The 21,058-nt window shown below is 46.2% G+C and carries 21 protein-coding genes; all 21 read right to left on the bottom strand.

The window, feature by feature from the left end; genetic code table 11:
• Nucleotides 1–93: 93 nt before the first annotated feature.
• The 21 genes from AB4114_RS23850 to AB4114_RS23750 all read right to left on the bottom strand — a co-directional run bounded on the left by AB4114_RS23850 (nt 94) and on the right by AB4114_RS23750 (nt 21,058).
• The gene (locus AB4114_RS23850; RefSeq protein WP_441990679.1) at nt 94–282 is read right to left on the bottom strand and encodes a hypothetical protein; all 189 of its coding nucleotides are present in this window, start codon (nt 280–282) and stop codon (nt 94–96) included.
• 159 nt (nt 283–441) lie between these two features.
• Nucleotides 442–1,545, bottom strand: a complete 1,104-nt coding sequence (locus AB4114_RS23845; protein ID WP_441990678.1) for a methyl-accepting chemotaxis protein — start codon at nt 1,543–1,545, stop codon at nt 442–444.
• Between the two features lie 120 nt (nt 1,546–1,665).
• Nucleotides 1,666–2,685 carry a 4-hydroxy-2-oxovalerate aldolase gene (dmpG, locus tag AB4114_RS23840; protein ID WP_441990677.1) on the bottom strand — a complete coding sequence of 340 codons (1,020 nt, stop codon included), beginning with the start codon at nt 2,683–2,685 and terminating at the stop codon, nt 1,666–1,668.
• Nucleotides 2,686–2,698: 13 nt separating this feature from the next.
• Nucleotides 2,699–3,592, bottom strand: a complete 894-nt coding sequence (locus tag AB4114_RS23835) for an acetaldehyde dehydrogenase (acetylating) (RefSeq protein ID WP_441990676.1) — start codon at nt 3,590–3,592, stop codon at nt 2,699–2,701.
• A gap of 2 nt (nt 3,593–3,594) precedes the next feature.
• Nucleotides 3,595–4,380 (bottom strand): 2-keto-4-pentenoate hydratase, encoded by a 786-nt coding sequence (locus AB4114_RS23830; protein ID WP_441990675.1) that lies wholly within the window; start codon nt 4,378–4,380, stop codon nt 3,595–3,597.
• 14 nt (nt 4,381–4,394) lie between these two features.
• Complete coding sequence (locus tag AB4114_RS23825) at nt 4,395–5,255, bottom strand: FAD synthetase family protein (RefSeq protein ID WP_441990674.1); 861 nt, start codon at nt 5,253–5,255, stop codon at nt 4,395–4,397.
• A 185-nt stretch (nt 5,256–5,440) separates the two neighbouring features.
• Nucleotides 5,441–6,394, bottom strand: a complete 954-nt coding sequence (locus AB4114_RS23820; RefSeq protein WP_441990673.1) for a VOC family protein — start codon at nt 6,392–6,394, stop codon at nt 5,441–5,443.
• Between the two features lie 51 nt (nt 6,395–6,445).
• On the bottom strand, nt 6,446–7,642 hold the full coding sequence (locus AB4114_RS23815) for an acyl-CoA dehydrogenase family protein (protein ID WP_441990672.1): 1,197 nt from the start codon (nt 7,640–7,642) through the stop codon (nt 6,446–6,448).
• A gap of 10 nt (nt 7,643–7,652) precedes the next feature.
• Nucleotides 7,653–8,291, bottom strand: a complete 639-nt coding sequence (locus tag AB4114_RS23810; protein ID WP_441990671.1) for a GntR family transcriptional regulator — start codon at nt 8,289–8,291, stop codon at nt 7,653–7,655.
• Between the two features lie 135 nt (nt 8,292–8,426).
• A complete protein-coding gene (locus AB4114_RS23805) occupies nt 8,427–9,272 on the bottom strand; it encodes an alpha/beta fold hydrolase (protein WP_441990670.1) in 846 nt (281 codons plus the stop codon).
• A gap of 283 nt (nt 9,273–9,555) precedes the next feature.
• Nucleotides 9,556–10,536 carry an electron transfer flavoprotein subunit alpha/FixB family protein gene (locus AB4114_RS23800; RefSeq protein WP_441990669.1) on the bottom strand — a complete coding sequence of 327 codons (981 nt, stop codon included), beginning with the start codon at nt 10,534–10,536 and terminating at the stop codon, nt 9,556–9,558.
• A 53-nt stretch (nt 10,537–10,589) separates the two neighbouring features.
• A complete protein-coding gene (locus tag AB4114_RS23795) occupies nt 10,590–11,384 on the bottom strand; it encodes an electron transfer flavoprotein subunit beta/FixA family protein (protein WP_441990668.1) in 795 nt (264 codons plus the stop codon).
• Nucleotides 11,385–11,419: 35 nt separating this feature from the next.
• Nucleotides 11,420–12,265, bottom strand: a complete 846-nt coding sequence (locus AB4114_RS23790; protein ID WP_441990667.1) for an aspartate/glutamate racemase family protein — start codon at nt 12,263–12,265, stop codon at nt 11,420–11,422.
• Between the two features lie 53 nt (nt 12,266–12,318).
• Nucleotides 12,319–13,677 (bottom strand): FAD-dependent oxidoreductase, encoded by a 1,359-nt coding sequence (locus AB4114_RS23785; protein ID WP_441990666.1) that lies wholly within the window; start codon nt 13,675–13,677, stop codon nt 12,319–12,321.
• A 4-nt stretch (nt 13,678–13,681) separates the two neighbouring features.
• Complete coding sequence (locus AB4114_RS23780) at nt 13,682–14,131, bottom strand: GlcG/HbpS family heme-binding protein (protein WP_441990665.1); 450 nt, start codon at nt 14,129–14,131, stop codon at nt 13,682–13,684.
• A 29-nt stretch (nt 14,132–14,160) separates the two neighbouring features.
• The gene (locus tag AB4114_RS23775) at nt 14,161–14,889 is read right to left on the bottom strand and encodes an SDR family NAD(P)-dependent oxidoreductase (RefSeq protein ID WP_441990664.1); all 729 of its coding nucleotides are present in this window, start codon (nt 14,887–14,889) and stop codon (nt 14,161–14,163) included.
• A 5-nt stretch (nt 14,890–14,894) separates the two neighbouring features.
• Nucleotides 14,895–16,304: an FAD-binding protein gene (locus AB4114_RS23770; RefSeq protein WP_441990663.1), complete on the bottom strand. Its 1,410-nt coding sequence runs from the start codon at nt 16,302–16,304 to the stop codon at nt 14,895–14,897.
• Between the two features lie 30 nt (nt 16,305–16,334).
• Entirely contained in the window at nt 16,335–17,210 is an 876-nt protein-coding gene (locus AB4114_RS23765) for an isocitrate lyase/PEP mutase family protein (RefSeq protein WP_441990662.1), read from the bottom strand.
• A 26-nt stretch (nt 17,211–17,236) separates the two neighbouring features.
• Nucleotides 17,237–19,270, bottom strand: a complete 2,034-nt coding sequence (locus AB4114_RS23760; RefSeq protein WP_441990661.1) for a (Fe-S)-binding protein — start codon at nt 19,268–19,270, stop codon at nt 17,237–17,239.
• A gap of 26 nt (nt 19,271–19,296) precedes the next feature.
• A complete protein-coding gene (locus AB4114_RS23755) occupies nt 19,297–20,274 on the bottom strand; it encodes an electron transfer flavoprotein subunit alpha/FixB family protein (protein WP_441990660.1) in 978 nt (325 codons plus the stop codon).
• A gap of 16 nt (nt 20,275–20,290) precedes the next feature.
• A complete protein-coding gene (locus AB4114_RS23750) occupies nt 20,291–21,058 on the bottom strand; it encodes an electron transfer flavoprotein subunit beta/FixA family protein (protein WP_441990659.1) in 768 nt (255 codons plus the stop codon).

The raw sequence follows: 21,058 nt of genomic DNA, 5'->3' as shown, positions 1-21,058 counted from the left end.
CAAAGCTCTAGTCCAAACCGCCTTATTGCAATGTTGGGCCACTTCGTGACATCATCATTTTCGCATGAGACCGTTTTAGCAAGTTTCATGCATCTAATAAACTATAGCCCTCAGGGAATGTTCAACCTCATTGATGCTTTCAGAACTTTTCTTATTACTTTCAAATAATGCTTCTACTGTTGCCAAAAGCTCTTCGATTGCAGCGGCTGATTGTTCGGACACGGCAGCGAGGTGCTCTGTGGAATCTTCGATGGTTTCCACGGTATGGTTCATATCATCCATGTGGCGACTGTAGCTATCGGAAATTATATCTAAATTGGATATCGCATGATTGATCCTTTCGAACGTCGCTTGGGTATTCCTCGAGATCGTATAGCTCTCTTCCATCTGAGAAGATACATGTTCTATTCTATCTAGGTTTTGATTCGAAAGATTTGATAATTACTTCAAGCATTCCGTAATCCGATCTGCTGCATTCGATGATGTATCTGCCAGTTTACGGATCTCAAAAGCGACAACAGCAAACCCCTTCCCTTGCTCTCCGGCTCTAGCTGCTTCAATGCTTGCATTAAGCGAAAGCAGATTCGTTTGGTTTGCGATTTCTTTGATTGTCTGGCTGAATTCGCCAATTTGCGCAATTTGATTAATTAGGGTATTAAATTCCTCAGTCATGGCGCCTGTGTTATTTTTAAACTCAGTTAAGGTGTGAATCAACGTCTCAATCTGCACATGTCCCGAATGAGATAGATCCTTCGTACTGGCACTTTCCATTCGAAGGGTATTCGTCGAAGCGGACATCGTCTTAATCATCTTGGATAGATCTCCAACTCTGTCGTTTATGGTAATTGTTGATTCCATCTGTACATTGGATCCGCTTGCAATTTGTTGAAACGATTCTGTCATTTCTTCGAAAGATTTATTATTTTCCCTGCTGTTTTGGGTAATGAGTGCCATATTCTCCGAGATCGTTTTTACCATGTTCAAGATAGCTATTTTCTGATGTTGTTGGATGAACATCAGTTCTTCTGTTGTTTTGCGAGATTGCGCCATCTCACGCAAAACATAATTCGTTACACGCAGCAAGGAGAAAAGCACAATGTTAATCAAAATAAAGTAGATAACATATTTAGAAGCAAGATCACTCGACATCTCAAATTCTTTCGTCGTCTTGATCATGTAAATCAGCAATCCTAGCCCGTAAGCACTTGCGGCAATCAAGGATAATCGCATATAAATTAAAGTGATGATGATGAAAAAATAGATTTGGAATATATTCGAGAGATCGGGCTGGGTGAAAACCATGACCGTTGTATTGGATGCAGTTAATCCTACGGCCAGGTAGCAAAAATAAGGTATGAAACGCTTAGTAAAATGCAGAGTTCCGAAGACAATAGTAAGGACAAAACAAGTTCCTACGATGATTAACGGGCTTCCTGTCACTTCCTTTAATGCAACCAATGATAACAAAGCGAGCAGTAAAACAAATAACAAAGCTATAAACACAACATGATTTCGGCGAACCCAATCTCTTTCTTGGGGAGTCAACTGATTTTCTCGTGACGATCTAGGAGAAAAATAACGAAGATATGAGATCATTCGCCCATTCCTTTTCTACTTATTTAATCATGTCCAAGCCGAGTCAGTATATAACAAATTAACAAACTGTTAAACGAGTGCTTTTTTCTGTTCTGCAAACCGGGCAGCGACATCATAAATCAAATCTTCCTGGCCGCCAACCGCCTTCATTTTGCCGAGTTCCACTAAAATATCGCGCTCATCCACGCCGAATTTTTTCGCCGCTTCTTCCGTATGAAGGAGAAAACTTGAATAGACGCCGGAGTACCCCATAATCAAGCTTGAGCCCGTTATCTCCTGCGGACGCTGCATATATTTCGCAACGATATCGTTCGCTACGTCCATAATTTTGTACAGATCTATTCCCGTTCGGTAGCCCAATCTTTCAAGCACTGCCACCATGACTTCTGTCTGCGTATTTCCACTTCCTGCCCCGAGGCAGCGCAGGCTTCCGTCGATGTAAGTCGCCCCTGCTTCTACAGCAGCAACTGTGTTCGCCATTGCCATAGATAAATTGTTATGCCCATGGAAGCCGATTTCGCATGAACGTGCATTCTTCAACGCAGAAATCCGCTCTTTTACTTCGTGAGGCAAGAGCGTTCCGGCAGAGTCTGTTACATAGACGATTTCAGCCCCATAACTTTCAAATAATTTGGCCTGCTCAACAAGTTTGTTAACTGGCGCCATATGAGCCATCATTAGAAAGCCAACGGTTTTAAGCCCAAGCTCACGACCTAGTTCAATGTGTTGGCGTGCAACATCTGCCTCCGTAACGTGTGTCGCCACGCGTACCATCTTCGCTCCTGCTTTCACCGCATTCTGAAGATCTTCCTTGATGCCGATCCCGGGGATGAGCAGAACGGATACCTTGGCATTGCTGCATTCGTCCACTGCCGCCTCGATTAGCTTTAATTCGTCGACTTTGGAAAACCCATATTGCAGGGAAGAACCACCAAGACCGTCACCATGTGTAACTTCGAAATAGTTGACGCCTGCCAGATCGAGTCCGCGTGCTGTTGTTCTCACCTGTTCTTCCGTGAAAGCATGCCTTATCGCATGGCTGCCGTCCCGCAGCGTCACATCCAGTATTTCCAAACTCCGATTCGCCATGATGTTCCCTCCTTTATTTGTTGGTCGCAGCATTCGCCTGCTTCGCTATCTCATTTCCTACCTTTGCCGCTGCAGCGGTCATAATATCCAGATTTCCGGAATAGGATGGGAAAAAGTCACCCGCACCTTCCACTTCGATAAACACAGAAATTTTCTTTCCATCGATCTGTGGTTTGCCACGCAGGCGGTAGCCCGGAACATACGTCCTTACTTCTTCAGCCATTTTTTCAATAGAATCAATAATTTCCTGTTCCTTGCCTTCTTCTTTGACGAGGGCATGTATCGTATCACGCATAATAATCGGCGGATCGGCCGGATTTAATATGATGATGGCTTTGCCTTTTTTTGCGCCACCGACTTCCTCGATCGCTCTGGCGGTTGTCCGTGTGAACTCATCAATATTCGCACGTGTGCCTGGTCCCGCGCTTTTGCTCGCTACAGTAGCAACAATTTCTGCATATTCAACCTGGCATACAGCGTTGATCGMGCTGACGATAGGAATCGTTGCTTGTCCACCGCAGGTCACCATATTCACGTTGGACTTGTCCAGATGCTCATTGAGGTTCGCCGTTGGAACCGTAAAAGGGCCAATCGCGGCTGGCGTTAAATCAATTACTTTCTTCCCAAGTGCAATCAACTTCTCACTGTGGAGCTTATGTGACTTCGCAGATGTTGCATCAAAGACGATATCAACAAGTCCCGGACACTCCAGAAGACGCCCCACAAGTCCGTCGATTCCATTGTCAATGGTTTCATAGCCGCGATTACGCGCCCGCGCCAGTCCTTCTGAATCAGGATCGATTCCGACCATAATACTCATTTCTAAATACTCACTGCGCTCAATCTTATACATTAAATCGGTTCCGATATTGCCGGAGCCGATAATTCCAACTTTATACTTGAACATGGTCACTCCCCCTGCTTTTTAAAAGTAGCCGATACGGATCCGATTTTGGCAAACTCTGCTTTAAACGTATCCCCATCCTCAATTGGAACAGCCCTGGAAAGTGCACCTGACAGGATCACTTCGCCGGCATGCAGAGAAATATCGTAGTGCCCGATTGCATTCGCCAACCAGGCTACAGCTCGCGCAGGATGGCCMATGACCGCTGCGCCTGCCGCCGAATCCATGAATTCGCCGTTTTTATAAGCCACCATACCTTGCAATGGAAGATCTAATTCACTTAGATGAACAGGCTTTCCTCCGATAATGGCTGCCGCTGAAGATCCGTTGTCTGCCACGGTATCCTCATACTTGATCTTCCAATCTTCAATACGACTATCAATAATCTCAATTGCCGGTACTACATAATCCGTCGCTTCGAATACATCTTCAATCGTCACACCAGGACCCTTTAAATCCTTTTTCAAGACGAATGCAATTTCAAACTCAATCTTTGGCTGAATAAAGCGGTCCAGTGGAACCGTTTCACCGTCTTTGTACATCATATCATTCAGAATAAACCCGAAATCCGGTTCATCCACTTTGAGCATATCCTGCATCGCTTTACTTGTCAGTCCGATTTTTTTCCCAATAATGACTGCACCCATTTCCACCTTTCGGCGGATTAATTCAAGCTGGATCCGATAGGCATCGTCAACCGATATCGCTGCGTCAGATGATGTTAGTGGACTAATCGGCTTTTTCGTCGTTTCCGCTTCCATGAGAGCGGCAGCTACTTTTTGAATATCCATGTTCAGTTCCCCCTTTATACCATAAATTCCCATGTTCGCTCATTCCACTCTCTCTTATAAGAAGAAAAGCTCGCAGCATCCGGGATATGGCGGTGCCATATAATCGTTAACCGCCCTTGAATATGCTGGCCTATCTCTGTAACAAATCGAAGAGATAGGCGTTCATTGTCTTGAGTCACGATCACTATTGCCGGTTCTGATTTCATGCCATTATGAATGGTAACCGCGTAGCGACCCGGTGCAGGCAGTGTATAATAGGGTCTTAACTGAAGTGAAACACCATCCCAGTCACACTCCACTTCGTATAAGCGTCCGAGAAAATCGGGCAGATCCTCCACAGTTCCTTTTGACAGCTTTTCACGAATGCATGTTGAACTGATTTTTTCACCTCGGCTCTCAACTTTAGGCACTTGTGTCACTTCAATGAGACCGCCGGAGTCGCTCTTCAACCGCCCCATATTCCCTACTCCCTTGTGTCCGTAGGAATAATCAAATCCAGCGACTACATGAATAATACCAAGATCTGTCAAATATTGGGATGCGAATTGTTCAGGTGAAAGAGAAGCAAAACCTATATCGAATTCAACGATATAAAACGTATCCACACCTAATGTTCGAAGCACTTTTTCTTTGTCAGAAAGCGGCATTAAATAGTCAACCTTCGTTTTCCCACTGGATAAAACAATTCTTGGATGCGGGAAGAAACTCATGACCGAAAGAGAAAGTTTTTTTTCTTCAGCTATACCGGCAGCTGTCTCAATCACTTTTCGATGTCCAATGTGGATACCATCAAAAAAACCAAGGGCAATTACGCTCGGTCTTGCTTTTTGCTGCCAATGCGACAGATTAGCCGGGTTTACATATACCGTCTCCATGCAGTCCCCTTCTTTCATTAGTGATCTACAATAGACCGCCTGACAAAACCGGCTTTCCGTCAAGTCGTTCAAACAATACTTCTTTATGATCCTTCAGTGGCAAAATCATCGATAATTCCTGCTGATTGGCCCGCTAGAATATTGACAGAAAATGTTTTTCACTATTTACCGTTTCGTAAATGCGCTTAAGCTTCGATTGTTGGATTATTATCCGGATCCATGTCCATCTGATCGCCCCAATAAGTAAACCCAACATCCATATCCTCTAAGCCCCACTCCACTGGCTCCCAGTCCGGTTCAAAGATTAAATAACTGCCGGTAAACAACTCTACTCGCAAGCCGCTGCCCGGATCTACAACATATATGTACATCGCTTGTGAAATACCATGCTTACCTGGGCCTTTAAACTTTATGCCATGCTCGCTCAGGATGTCTGCCGCACGAAGAATATCTTGGCCGTTGTCAAGCCAATAGGACATATGGTGAATTTGATTCGTTGTCGGTGATGTCGGATCGCTGCTGACCGCAACATCGTGAACCAGATTCGTCACACTCATCCAGCCAGCTACAAGAGAATCATCAGGGGCTTTGATATATTCACGCATTTTAAATCCAAGCTGCTTGGCTAAATAATCAGTAATGACTTTGGCATCCATGGAAGTTAAGATATTGACATGGTCAATTCTTCGCGGCGATACACCCTGTCTCCATGACTTATGTCTTTGATTTTTCAACACAGAGCGCGTGGAATCTTCAGCAAAAGGTTTCGTCATTTCAAAGTAAATTTCAAAACAATGCTGGCTCGGCAATTTAAATCGGATTGCTCTACCTTGTCCCGCTTCCTCTCCCGCTTCAACCCACTTCACCTGTGTACCCGCGGCTTCCAGAAGCTTTGCAAAGCCTTCTACATCCTCCTGACGTTTTGCTTTCCAGCCAATATGGTCTACATAAGCCCTGTCTCCAGCTGTTATCGAAAGGGTATGATGCTCAAAATCTCCCCATGCTCGTAAATATACCGTACCGTCTACGACTTCCGTTTCTTCTAAACCAAGCACATCCTTGAAAAACCATAGTGATTTCGTAAGATCCGGCGTAACGAGAGCTACATGTCCTAACTTGGCAATTTCAGGTAAATTCATTGAAAAACCCTCCTTTAAATTTGTGGTTCTATCTGCCGTTCCGGCTGTCCATTAAACAAAGTAAGAATTCGGTTCCTGCCCGCACAGAACTCGTCCGTACGTTTCAATTAAACTGGATGCCGTAATGAACCCATGTAAATGCAGTGCCATAAAGTCACGATAAACTCTTTGCAAAGGGTTTTTATCATAAGCGAATACGGACCCAGCTCCTTCTACCAAAAGGTCAATCGCTTCCTTGCACAGTTGATTCACATAACCAAAATCCGCTTTCACTTTCACAATTTCTGCCGTATCCATTGTCTTGCCCATTTGCGCATAAGCATCCATTTTATCGACCGCACGATAAAGGTGCAGCTCGGCAGAATCAATTTTCAATTGCGCTTGAGCGATTTGCCAATGCGTAATTGGCGCTTCATTCATTTTGCTGTAGAACGTGTTACCGATTCCAGCTTTTGAAACGCGTTCCATATGAATATCCATGGCCGCCTTAGCCATGCCCAAAGCAGGCCCGACAATCGACAAAGTAAGCGATGGAACAAAGGAAGTTTGGTATAACGGAATATCTTTAAGCTGTTTCGATGTGTAAAGACCTTTGCTTGCCAAACGATCGAGCGATACCCGGTGTTCAGGAACAAAGATATTCTTCACTCTTACACTGTTGCTGCCTGATCCCCTTAACCCCATAACATGCCAATCATCGAGAATTTCCATTTCGTGACGGGGAACGACCATAATAGCCATTTCCATATTCCCATCTTCATCAGCAATCGGGAATCCGAAATACCCCCAATCGGCATGAAGACATCCTGAAACGAACGGCCATTGCGCTTCTTCGATGAAATATCCACCTTCAACACGTTTAATTTCAATTTTTGTCGGCTTAAAGTTGCCGGCTAAAATAATATCTTTGTCCATTGATGCAAAGATATCGTCCAGCGCTTCCTGCTTAAATGCAAACGCAATCATATAATCCCTAATATTAGTCAGCGATACAAACCAACCTGTTGATCCACATCCACGGGATATTTCCGTTAAACACTCTGTAAACGCTCTCATATTCAATTGAAGGCCACTATAAATTTGCGGCCGTAGTATTCTTAGAATGCCTGATTCTTTCAAATCATTTAAGGTATCTTCGGGCATTCTTTTGATTTTTTCCATCTCTTCAGCACGTTCGCGCAATTTAGGAATAAGAGCTGTAGCCCTTTCTACCAATAGCTTGCTTGTTTCCAATACGCTTTGTTCCATATAGAGCCTCCTAGTTAGAATCATTATGGACGTACTTTTCCAGCACAATGCTTGCTACCCGACTATTATGCATTTCCATCAGGCTTTTGGCCATCTTGCTGTTTCGATCTTTCAGGCTATAATAAATCATCCAATGCTCGGTTTGCGATTTCTTTCTCTTTTCGCCAACGAACAAAATATCCGGGTTGCCTACATAATTCAAGTAATCCCAAAACTGCTTGGCGAAATTTAACGTAAAATGCAAGTTTGAAGCTTCATAGATTGTGCGATGAAACTCCGTGTTGAGATTGGCATAGTTTTGATTAGTCATTTCCGGGCGTTCCATTTTAACCAACAAATTTTCCAGTTTGGCCAACTGCTCGTCGCTAATTTTTAATGCAGCCTGTTCCGTCATCAAGTACTCCAGATTGGCGCATACCAATAAACGCTCATGCACTTCGTCGTAGTCCGGCTTCTTCACAAATACGCCAACCTGAGGAATAATCTTAAGGAATCCTTCATCTTCAAGCTTCGATAAAGCCTTGTGTATGGGCGTACGGCTTATGTTCAATGTCTCTGTAATTTCATTGACATTGATCGCAGTATCCGGATCCCAAGTACCGTCAGTGACAAGTTTTTTAATATAGCGGTAAGCCTTATCAATTTTCATATGTTCAACATCCTCGATCCTCATTAAATTTGATATCTCTATATTAGGGTAGTTTCTTGTGAAATTCTAGTAAAGCTCACTGAACATGCACCCAATAGATCAATCTATCAAAAAAGAGAATCCAGCAGCTCACTATTAAATTTCACCGTCAAAAAAAATTGACGTTAGCTTCACAAATTTATCTTTCTGCTCAACCTGTGCCCAATGACCGCAACGCTTTAAGCCATAAAGCTGAGCATTCGGCRAATATTGCATCATGGAAAGACTGCTTTCAAAAGGTACAAAGCGATCCTCATACCCGTGTATGAGCAGAAATGGATGCTTCATCCGTTTAAGGGCTGATGGAGGGATGAGCAAATCAAGCGGATTCGCATGCGCAAACGTTGATTCATAGGATCTGCGGACGTCAGGCTTATTAAACATTTCCAACCGTTCCTTCACAATTTCCTTTAACTTATCTTCCAAAATGCTTTCGTCGTACACAAACCATCTCAATAAGTTTTCAAATGCAACTGGATCGGGAGCCTTATGAAACGTTGATAATCGATAAAGCTCAGGTGTGAACTCATATTTGCCGCCGCCGGCCCCCATCAATACAATCCGGTCAAATCGGTCGGGAGCGTGCATGACCAGATGTAACGAAATAACTCCCCCAAGGGAATTACCTACTAAATGTGCTTTTTTAATCTCCATGGCATCCATCAGCGCAATAATTTGACTAACTCGCTCGTTCATCCACTCTATGCCATTTTTCGGTAGATCTTCGGGATGCTCGGTATTTCCAAAACCGAAGATATCAGGAGCAATCACATGATATTTGTCTTCAAAGTGAGGCAGTATATCCCTCCAATTGGTCTGTGCGCTAACCCCCGGACCGCTTCCGTGAAGGAAAATGATCGTTTCCGAAGATTTATCCCCACCTTCATTAAGAAATGTTTGATAATTTCCTGTCTGAATCTTCCTGGTTGATACCGTCGCCATAAATTGCAACCTCGCTTCTGAAATTATATCACTATAATTTTAGTTATTTAATAAATTGCGATTTTTCCATAATTAATTGATTTTTAAGCGCTTTCAACATCTAACTGTAATTTTAATGCCTAATTTATTAGCTGTCAATATATTAAAGCCAAATACTTATTTTGAATTATTTACTGCAGCATTTATTCACTCTATAACGCTAAAAAGGCTGACTTAAGCCTATGCTCGAGGCAGCCTTCTTTCCTTTTATACCAAGATAACTGATATCGGAAACGCAGTCTTATCAACTAGATAAACTTTTCAGCTTTTCAGTAAGAGCGGGAATCACAGTCCTGTAGTCGGCAATGATACCCATATTGGCACGTTTGAAAATAGGGGCATCTGGATCCAAGTTAATTGCGACAACGGTCTTCGCACTTGTCATACCGGCCAAGTGTTGACTGGCACCAGAAATTCCAACGGCTATATAAAGGTCTGGAGCGACGACGGCTCCAGTCTGTCCTACCTGTAGGCTAGATGGTACCCACCCGGCGTCACAGGCTGCACGCGAGGCACCTACCGTTCCGCCCAACACGTCCGCAAGTGCCTGCAGCTCCTTAAAACCATCAGGTCCGCCAAGGCCGCGCCCGCCGGAGACGATAATACGAGCATCCTCAAGCCGGATGCCAGACAACGTCGCTTGGATCTTCTCGACCAGCTTCGTTACTGCTTTCGCTTCCGATACAATGTAGTCGACCGGAATGATTTCGCCCGTGCGAGTCGTATCGGGAATAGACGGATCCTGGCTCCTTTGGCGCATGCCAACAACAACTTTAGACCGGCTGGTTGTATACTCCCCGTATGCCTTGTCACCGTAAATCGGGCGAATCCATGTCAGCTTGCTGCCATCCGTATTGAAATCAGCTACCTCTGTAATGGCAGAAGCGCCAAGACGCGTGGCCACTCGACCTACAAGATCCTTGCCCACCCTATCAAAGGAGAGGATAAGCACGTCTGCATCAGACTTTTGCAAAACGGCGCAAAGGGCATCCACGTACAGTTCAACATGGTACTCGGCTAGTGAAGGGCTGGAAACGGTGTAAGCTTTGCTGGCCCCGCAGGCGATAGTTTCCCCAGCGGCAGCTGGGGCCGCCGGTCCTAGCAGGACAGCTCCCACTTTCCCGCCGGTCGAGCTAGCCAGACGGCGACCAAACGCCAGTGCTTCCCGAGCACCCGAGCTTAGGCTTGCTCCCTCCAGATGTGCATATATAAGAATTTCGGACATGGTTACCTCCTAAATGCTTTTCCGTATGGAAAAGCTGGCATCGTAAGCGTAAGCTAAATAATCTTGAGCGCCAATAGCTTGTCAGCCAACTCACTAGCAAGCTGAGATCCATCTTTGCCAGGCAACACCTCGCAGGCGATATCCCTGTTCACGACGTAGGCCCGTTCCAACTTGACGCCGGGTTGACACTTCGCTGTATCCAAATTAATCTCCGCCGCCTCCAACAGTTTAATCGGCTGGCTCTTGGACAATCTAATATCCTTAACTTTGGGTAACCGGGGGACATTGGTCTCGGAGCTAATGATTGTGAACACAGCAGGAAAAGGAACGCTTATAATGGCATGACCACCCTCTGCCTCACAGGTACCCTTTACACTGCTGGAATCCACCTCCAAATTAGAGGCAAGCGTCACACACGGAATAGCAAGCTCTTCAGCAATAACAGGTCCTACCAAACCCTCTTCAATATCACTGGCTTGGTATCCTGTCAGAATTAGCTGAGCGCCCCCCAAGGCTCTGATCGTTTGCGCAAGAATATGTCCAACGACCTGACCATCGAGATCTGTCCATGCGGAATCCCAGACCCGCACAGCGTTATTGGCTGTGAAGGACAACGCCCGTCGAAGGATATCCTCTGAGGAGTCATCACCCAAACAGAGCGCGGTCACCGTGGCTCCGGGTGTCTTATCCCGAAGCTGAATAGCCAGCTCTAGCGCGTTTTCCGCGAAGGAATCCAGCACCATGTCGCTGCTTTCTTTCACCGGACGGTTAGTATGAGGATCGATCTGAAAAAATTGCGACGTGATCTCCGGGTCCAAAACCTGCTTCAGGCACACGACGATATGCATTCTTTGTTCACCTCTCGGAATGTATTCGTTTTACTTTATGCTTCTCCGCCTCTAACAGCCAGTCCCTGATCGTTTCGAGGGTCCGGTGCTGGCTCAAGTCCATACAGCTCCCGGAGTCTCTCTACGGCTTCGGCCGGCGGTTTTGCGTTAAAGTACCCTCGGCGGGTCATATAAACGCCGGATTCCCGGCGTAGGTCAGCTAACGATTCACACATCTTGATCCCGGCAGCAAAGGAATCGATCACTGGCACATCGCCAATCCTCGAAATCCCATGTGTTGCCAGGAAGATGTTCATCGGTCCTTCTCCAGGTATAATCACATCAGCACCTTGAGAAATGGCATCCTCTGCCGCCTTTCGAAAAGCTTCGATCACTGGCTCAGGGTCTTTGAATCCTGCCAGCACGGCGTCAAAGCCGACCGCAAGCGGTACGATGGGTCCCAACTTGCCGCCAAGACCATACCGGGCAGCATTTTGCCGGAGTTCATCCGCGAGTGGTGTCAAGAAATTGACTACACCAATACAATCCCCCAACATCGAGGCCATATGGAAAGAAGCTTGACCATAACCTACGACAGGGATATCCACCAGCGTACGAGCCTCCAAAAGACCTACATCTGGAATGGTCGCAATGAACATCGCATCGTACCCTGCCTTTTCAGCCATTAGAGCAGCCCGAACAAACTGTTCTCGGTGAAGGTTTTGCAAGTAAGCATGGGTGATATAATGCCCAGGATAATGAGTGGGATAAGTCTCTGTCGACACACCATGTAACACGACCTCCGCGTCTGGCCGGGCGACCCGACGGAGGTGGTTCACTATGGCATCTCGATATTGAGGAACCCTGTCAATAGTAGTTAGGCTTTGATGCCAGATTTTCATTTAAAGTACCTCCTCGTTGCATTGTTGATTGTAAATAGTTCTGTTATGTTACGTCACTCCGCTAATGCTGCAACTGCAGCTAATCGTCCAAACACCGCTGCCTTCCCAAGCGAACTTCCGGTCATGTACCCTGCTCCATGAAATCCCCCGACTACCTCTCCGATCGCATACAATCCCTGAATAGGCTCTCCATAAGGATTCAACACGCGCGTTGATGGATCCACTGCCACACCTGCGTAGGTTGCCAGCATAGCAACAGTCGTCTCGAATGCGTAGAAAGGCGCCTTTACAATCGGCGTTGGTGTCCCATAGCGGTGCGTTAACGTCTTCCGGCCGAAATCATCCCCAGCCCCTTCTTGAATCCTTTGATTATAGGTAGAAATTGTCTCCGCCAACACATCGGCAGGCACGTCAATGCAGTCAGCCAGCTCTTCCAGCGTGTCAGCTTGGTACAGGAGTCGACGTCGCTGAAGCAATTCCAGGTCATACAGCGGATCATCGGCCACACGCTTGTCCATAACGGTTTGATCCCATACTTGATAAGTTATGCGGTCAGGCTGACGAAACGCCGCGTTCCCTAACAGCTTATAGGAAATGGACTCATTGACAAATCTTTTCCCTAATTGATTGACGATAATTCCACCCTTGTAAAAGGCCAGTCCCTGGGACTTAACCGCCCCATTTGCTGTTGGATGGAATCCGAAGGTACCGTTCAGGTAAGGCAGGTCCCGAACCCATGCCCCGTGCTCCCATGCCATCTGTAAGCCGTCTCCTTGAGTCCCGGCGCCGCCGAGCCGGAGCGCTCCCTTGAGATGAGGGGCAAACTGCCCGAGCAGCTCCTCGCTTTTGGCGAATCCGCCCGTAGCCAGGATCACACCTTTGGAAGCCAGAGCGTTTTGCTCTTCTACCCCATATACGACACGATCAATCCGACCTTCGGCGTTTTTCAGCAGACGACGAGCCGGAGCATTGAAACGAATGGTCACGTTGGGATGTTCTTTCACTCTTTGGTAAAACGACTGAATCGCTTGGTGCGGATCGATCATGTGTCCGCGGGGTACACTGTGGCCGCTCACTGCTTCCAACGAGCGGAATTCGACGCCATGTTCGACTAACCACGCATATGTCTCTAATTGATGCCGGCCATAGGCGGCCACGAGCTCCAGATCGTTTACGCCGCCGCCAACCTCGATCATGTCATTCATAAGGGATGCAATGGAGTCGACGATGCCGGCCTTCTCCTGCATATCTGTCTCGGCGAAGGCCATATACCCTGAGCTAAGAACTGTACTGCCGCCCAGTGCATCCTGCTTCTCAAGCAGCAGGATGCTGGCGCCCTGCTCGGCTGCCTTGACTGCCGCGCACATACCCGCTAGTCCTCCACCCAAAATGATCAAATCATAGCGTTCCATCGGATTACACATCCTTTGGCTCAATGGTGTTTAACAATGCTAAGGCTGCTTCACAGATCTGCATATCATGTGAATAATGTCCTCCGCTAACGCCAATGCCGCCAACAACTTGACCGTCTATTTTGATTGGATAACCGCCGCCGAAAATAATTAATCTGGGTGTATGAACAATGCCATGCAACAACGGCGGATCATCCTTAATTCTGTCATACCACTCATGAGTAGCTCTCCGATAAGTAGCCGCAGAAAAGGCTTTATTCTGAGCGATATCTATACTTAGGACCGGAGCTCCGTCCATGACGGCAAGCGCTTTTGAATAACCGGAACTATCGACAATCGAAATGCTAAAAGGAATTGCCAGTTCCTTTGCTTTCTCCATAGCTGCTTCCAGCATTTTATTAGCCAATGCTAGCGTAATGTTCCTTGATTCAACCGTTGTTTTTAAGTTTTCCATTTATTTCATTTCCCCTCTCAATCTATATTTTATAAACTTACGGGGCGTCCGCTGCCGAACGCTTCAATTGCAGTTCCAGTGACGGCTGCCATTTCCGGTAAACATAATTCGGCGATGACATGGGCGATGTCTCTGGGATGCAACCAATTTTCTTTATTTACATCTGGGGCAATTTCCTTCATCATCTGTGTGTCAACAGGACCTGGACATACCGCGTTCACTCTGATTTTGTATGGCTTCAGTTCTTCACCTAATGCTTTAGTGAAACCCATTACAGCATGTTTCGAAGTAATATAGGCGCTTCGGTCAGGTCCGCCTTTTGTTCCCCAAATGGATGAAAGATTAATGATTACTCCGTTTCTTTTCTCTATCATTTGCGGCACTACGGCTCGTGCAAATAGAAATACCCCGCGAATGTTGACATCCTGGACATAGTCCCATTCTTCAATTTCCATTTTATGGAATGGCTTTATACTCATCACGCCTGCATTATTAACTAAAATATCAATGGAACCCCACCTTTGTTGTGTTTCCATGACAGCTCTTTCTACATCTTCTTCTGAGCGAACATCGCCAACCAAAGAAATCGCTTCTCTGCCCATTTCTTGTGTAATATAGTTGGCCGTATCCTGACTTTCCAGTAGATTGTCGGAAAATACAGCTACTTTAGCTCCTTGTTTCGCCAAAAGAATACAGGTCTCTCTGCCGATCCCTCTGCCGCCCCCGGTTACTAAAGCTATCTTTTCGATTAAATCCAAGCATATCACCCTTTCCGACTTAGATAAGACACGGCATCTTCACCCGCTCGGCGACCAAATACAAGACCACGCAGAACAGATGTTCCTCCTGGATATTTCCCATAATAGAGACCGGCTGTTTCACCGATCGCATATAAACCCGGAATCGCCTCATCATCTTGCGATAGAACTCGGCCATTCGTATCGGTAGCTAGTCCCCCATTGGTAAACACATTCGCACAAACCATTGGATACGCGATAAACGGAGCTTTATCAATTGGAATCGCCCAATTCGACTTCGGCGGAGTAATCCCGATTGCCTGTTTCCCGTCTTTCTTATCCGAATGAAATTCCCCCGGCTGGACTGCGGCATTAAAAGATTCGACGGTTGCCATTAACTGGTCAGCAGGCACCCCAATCTTTGCGGCCAGCTCCTCAAGCGAATCTGCCACAATCGGTGGTTTATCCGTTTCCAAGGCTCGTTCGTAATTCGGGATATCATACATCCTTTGATCGCTGATCACATAGGCGATGTGGCCAGGAAGATCGTGGAAAATCGTCCGGGCAACCTCTTCATATTGCTCGTCTACCGTGGTTTTTCMTTCATCGACAAAACGCTTGCCATATTTATCGACGAGAATGGCGTAAGGGTATGTCATGACTGTAGCCTCTTCCCGCTTGCTTCGCGGGTCGACGGGTTCAGCATGGAAGGAATCAAATTGGCCGGCTGTTTTGGCTCCGATCGCCATAGCCATTCGAATGCCTTCTCCTTTGTTGTATCGCCCGCCCTCAGCAACAGTTGAAATTTTATGCGCATCTCTGCCAATATATTGCGCCATCATCTCCTGATTCCCCTGGAAACCTCCCGATGCAAGCACAACAGCACCGACTTTCAGTTGAACCGAAGATCCTCCCTTTACCCTTACGGAGAGTCCAAGAATCGCCCCCACATCGTAAAGCAGTAAATTCCAGGCTGTCGCCTCATAAATAATCTCGACGCCAAGTGCATTCGCCCGGTGGGATAACGTATCCAGGATGGCGCGACCACCACCTACGGGCAGCAGACGCGGCTTGGATGACGTTAAAAACATCGTCGGCAAGGAGTCGAAATCAACGCCTTTCTCCTGTACCCACCGAAGTGTATCCCCAGCGTTCTCCGCGAGCGTCTCGATGTACTTCCGATCCGAATAATTGTCGGAGAAAGCGATCATGTCCTCTACAAAGTTATCCGCAACTTCATCGAGGTTTTTCATCCGCATGTACGAAGCCGTCCATCGCGAGTTTCCGCCCCTGTGGTCAAAATCAGTGCGTTCCAGGATGGCGATGCGAATATTGCGTCCCAATTTCTTAGCATTCTCCGCAGCCGATAAAGCCGCTGCTGTCCCCGCTACACCACAGCCTACTACAACAATGTCATAGTCCAATTCTGTCTCCATGTTCCTATCCTCCTTGATGTAATTCCCTATTTACGGTAGCTCACGCAAATACTTGTTTTCCCATTCATTGATCTGATTGAGTTGAAATAGAGATTGTCTCTCTTCCCACGTACAAATCAATTCCAATACATTCTTGTGTGAGCCCTCTTTATGTAGTATTTTCAGAGATTCATTGATTCCTTTAATGGCAGAACGAAGAACCGTATTCGCGCAAAGCATGATTTTAAAACCAATTTCCTCTGCTTCATTTAAAGAAATAAGCGGGGTTTTTCCACCCTCCACAAGATTGATAACCTGAGGTATTCCTTTCAAAGAGCTTGTGATTTGTTTCAATTGTTCAATCGTGGTAGGAGCTTCAACAAAAATAATATCAGCACCAGCCTCGGAATATGCATGTGCCCTTTCTAAAGCATCATCGATCCCATTTACGGCTAATGCATCTGTACGCGCAATGATTGATAAATTTTCGTCTTGCCTTGTATCTACGATTGCCCTAATTTTATTAACCATTTCTTCTTTTGAGATAACCTGCTTCCCTGTGAAATGCCCACATTTCTTGGGTGAAACCTGGTCCTCCATTTGAATGGCAGCCGCTCCGGCTCTTTCAAACTCTCGCACTGTACGTATCACATTAATCGCATTTCCGAATCCCGTATCTATATCCACAACGATAGGAACTGTGGTAACATCGGCCATTCGCGTTACGATTTCTACTACTTCCTTTAAAGTGGTTAGTCCAACATCCGCCCACCCTAATTGAGCATTGGATATACCAGCACCCGTGGCGTATATGGCCTTAAATCCTATTCCTTCTATTAATCTAGCTGACAAGGCATCATACGCCCCAGGCAAAATAAATGTACCTGGTTCTCGCAGCAGTTCTTTGAATTTTTTTGTCTTGTTCATGGCTTAGAGCTCCCTTCTTAATTTTTTTAGCTCACAAGTGAAATTTCCACGATCTCAGCAATGTCTAATGCTTTCACTTGCCCTTCGGCTTCCTTGGATTTGATACCATCGTTCATCATGGTCAAACAGTAAGGACAGTTGCTTCCAATGGTAGTCGGATTCAATCGCAAGGCCTGTTCTGTACGCTCAATGTTAACCCGTTTTCCTTGACTTTCCTCCAACCACATCATGCCGCCACCCGCTCCGCAGCACATGGCATCTTGTTTATTACGCTCCATTTCCAATACCTGTACACCTGGAATAGACTGTAAGATCTGACGCGGAATATCGTATATGTCATTGTAACGGCCGATATAGCAGGAATCATGATAAGCAATCGCTTCGTTGACTTCCTTCATCGGCTGAATGCGGCCATCCTTGATCAGCTTTAGAATGAATTCCGTATGGTGATAGACCTCAGCCTCCAAACCAAATTCAGGATACTCATGTTTAAAGGTATTATAGGTATGCGCGCAGATTGTCACAATTTTCTTGACGTTATAAGCTTGGAAATTGGCAATATTTTCACGGCATAGCTGCTGGAATAGAAATTCATTCCCCATACGGCGAGCCGTATCGCCCGAGTTTTTCTCCTCATTACCCAAAATCGCAAACTTGACTCCCGCTACATTCATGATTTTGGCAAACGCTTGGGCAATTTTTTGACTCCGATTATCAAAGGAGCCCATGGAACCAACAAAGAAGAGGTATTCAAAATCTTCCACTTCATTGACTGTTGGCACAACAATATCTTCGCGTCCTTCACGCCATTTGATGCGTTCCTTGCGGTTGATACCCCATGGATTGCTTTGACGTTCGATATTTTGGAAGTAGCGCGTGGCCTCATGCGGCATTCTTCCTTCCGTTAAGACCAGGTACCGGCGCATATCAACAATTTTCTCGACATGTTCATTGGCAACTGGACACTGGTCTTCACAGTTCCGGCACGTCGTGCAAGCCCATAGCTCCTCTTCCGTAATGACATCTCCAATTAAATTGGGCATTTCCGCAATCTCTGAAGAAGCTGCCCCATGGATGTGCTTAGGCGCGAAGCCCGGTATCCAAGGTGTTCGGGAAGTGACGACAGCTCCCTTTTTCGTCAAGTGATCGCGCATTTTGACGATTAAATCCATCGGAGACAATGTCTTGCCTGTGCCGGATGCAGGACACATATTCGTACAACGGCCGCACTCCACGCACGCAAACAAATCGACCAGTTGATTCTGTTTAAAATCTTCAATCTTGCCAGCTCCGTAGGTTTCCTGTGTTTCATCCTCAAAATCAATGGTAGTCAGCTTGCCCACAGGCTTCGTATCCCTCATCATAACGTTCACAGGCGCAAACATTAGGTGAGCATGCTTGGACTGCGGGACATAGACGAGAAACGAAAGCAATGTCAGCAAATGAAGCCACCAACATGTATAAAACAGCGTTCCCGCCGACCCCTGACTGATTCCTGTAAACAGCGAAGCAATAGCGGAAGAGAACGGCGTATGCGTACTTGCCTCTTTCCCCAGCCAAAGCTGCTCAAATGCAAGACTCATCACAACGGATATCATGAGAGTCGTAAGGAAAATGATGACAAGGCCGGACTTTAACCCTCTCTTTAAACGAGGCAGCTTTTCCACATAGCGGCGATAAAAGGCATACATCACCGCTAGCAAAATTAGAAACACGGTTATTTCCTGACTTACGCTGAAATAGGCGTGTGCCGTACCAAGCGGAAATTCAAAGCCTTTGAAAAAGCCCTTGAGAATTAATTCAATAGCTCCCAATTGCAGAATCAAAAAGCCGTAGAACATAATGAAATGCATCACACCGCTTTTGGAATCCTTAAACAGCTTCCTCTGACCCAATACATTGACCATGAACTCCTGGATACGGATGCCCATATCCTGCTTTAAATTGGACGGTTTCCCTAATTTGATGAACATTACACGGCTATACACAAGCTGATAAAATAAATAAACAGCATATCCGGTTACAGCAATGAAGGCTACAAAATTCAACAATGCTAACACTTCACTACCTCCTTTACATCAGCTAATCAGTTCGTTGCACCCTGCAAAATTTTTCTGAATTCATCGGTTAGTAAGGGGACAACATCAGCTAAATCTCCTACAATTCCGTAGTCAGCCACCTGAAAAATTGGTGCTTCGGGATCTTTATTTATCGCCACAATCACTTTGGAATTGGACATCCCCGCTAAATGTTGAATAGCGCCGGAAATCCCACAAGCAAAATAGAGGTCTGGTGTTACCACTTTTCCAGTTTGTCCGATCTGCAAGGAATAGTCGCAATAGTCAGCATCGCAGGCACCACGAGATGCCCCTACTGCTCCTCCTAAAATTTCAGCCAGCTCTTGCAGCGGTTTGAAGCCTTCAGCATTTTTTACTCCGCGCCCGCCGGAGATGATCACTTTCGCTTCGCTTAAATCGACTCCCCCGGCAGCTTTCCTTACGACTTCTTTGACGATCGTGCGTAAATCTGTGATGGTTGGATGAAAGGAAATCACATCCACTGTTTTGGGCGACTCTTTGGTTGCGAAGTTATTCGAACGCAGCGTAGCAAAAATAATTCCTTCATTAAATATCTTCTTTTGGAAGGCCTTCCCTGAGTAAATCGGTCGGATAAACACGATATGATGATCCACGAGCTCTACCCCTGTACAATCCGTAACGAGACCCTCTCCCAATCTAGCTGCCAATCTCGGAGCCAGATCCTTCCAAATAGCTGTATGGCCCATGAGAATTGCATCCGGCTGTACCTCAGCAATTAATTGAACGAGCGCTTGCATGTAAGCATCTGTCGTATAGACCGATAAACTCGCATCTGAACTGACATAAAGCTTGTCTGCTCCATAGCGAGAAATTTCCGGAATATAGGCATTCGGATCGGTCTCAAAAAGGGCAGCGACAATTTCTCCGCCCCCTGCGATTTGCTGAGCTACTGTTAAAGCCTCCAAGGAAACCTGGCGTAATTTACCCTCTTTTACTTCCGTTAGCACGAGAACTTTTCTTTCCACTTTTTCTCCCTCCCCCTTATATGACCTTATCTTCCGTACGTAGCAGTTGGACTAATTTGCCAACTTGCTCCTTGATCTCTCCCTGGAGGACACGTCCTGCCTGCTTTTTCGGCGGCAAATATTGCTGGGTGACCTTCGTTCGCGCGTGAGAGTCTTCCTCAGAAACGCCAAGCTCTTCAATCGACACTCTCTCTATTGGCTTTTTCTTTGCTTTCATAATTCCCGGCAGGGATGGGTAACGAGGTTCATTTAAGCCTTGCTGTGCAGTTATCAGCACAGGTAAGGAAACTTCAACGGTTTCCACATCGCCTTCCACATCGCGCTCGATGGTCGCCTTCTTGTCAGTGATCGATAAACGGGTAATGGTAGAAACATGTGCTATCCCCAGTTCTTCGGCAACACGAAGCGCCACCTGACCGGCTCCTGCATCGACGGACATATTCCCTCCGATAATTAGATCATAGCTTCGATTCCGAATCACCGCCGCCAACCACTTGGCAACACTGGTTTCATCACAATCCCTTTCATTTTGCTCGATGAGAACTGCATGATCCGCTCCCATCGCCAATGCCGTGCGCAGTGCACTCTCGACCCGTTCAGGGCCAAACGTCAGGACAGTTACTTCGCCGCCAACGTCCTCTTTCCATTTCACAGCTTCTTCAATTGCATACTCATCATACGGATTGATAATGAATTTGACGCCATCCTCACTGATCTGCCCATTCTGGATCACGATCTTCTCTTCCGTATCAAAGGTTTGCTTTAACAAAACAAGGATATTCAT

The organism is Paenibacillus sp. 2RAB27 (assembly GCF_052115445.1).
Lineage (GTDB): Bacteria > Bacillota > Bacilli > Paenibacillales > NBRC-103111 > Paenibacillus_E.
Note: the sequence above shows the minus strand (reverse complement) of the source record. Positions and strands in the feature narration are given on the sequence as shown.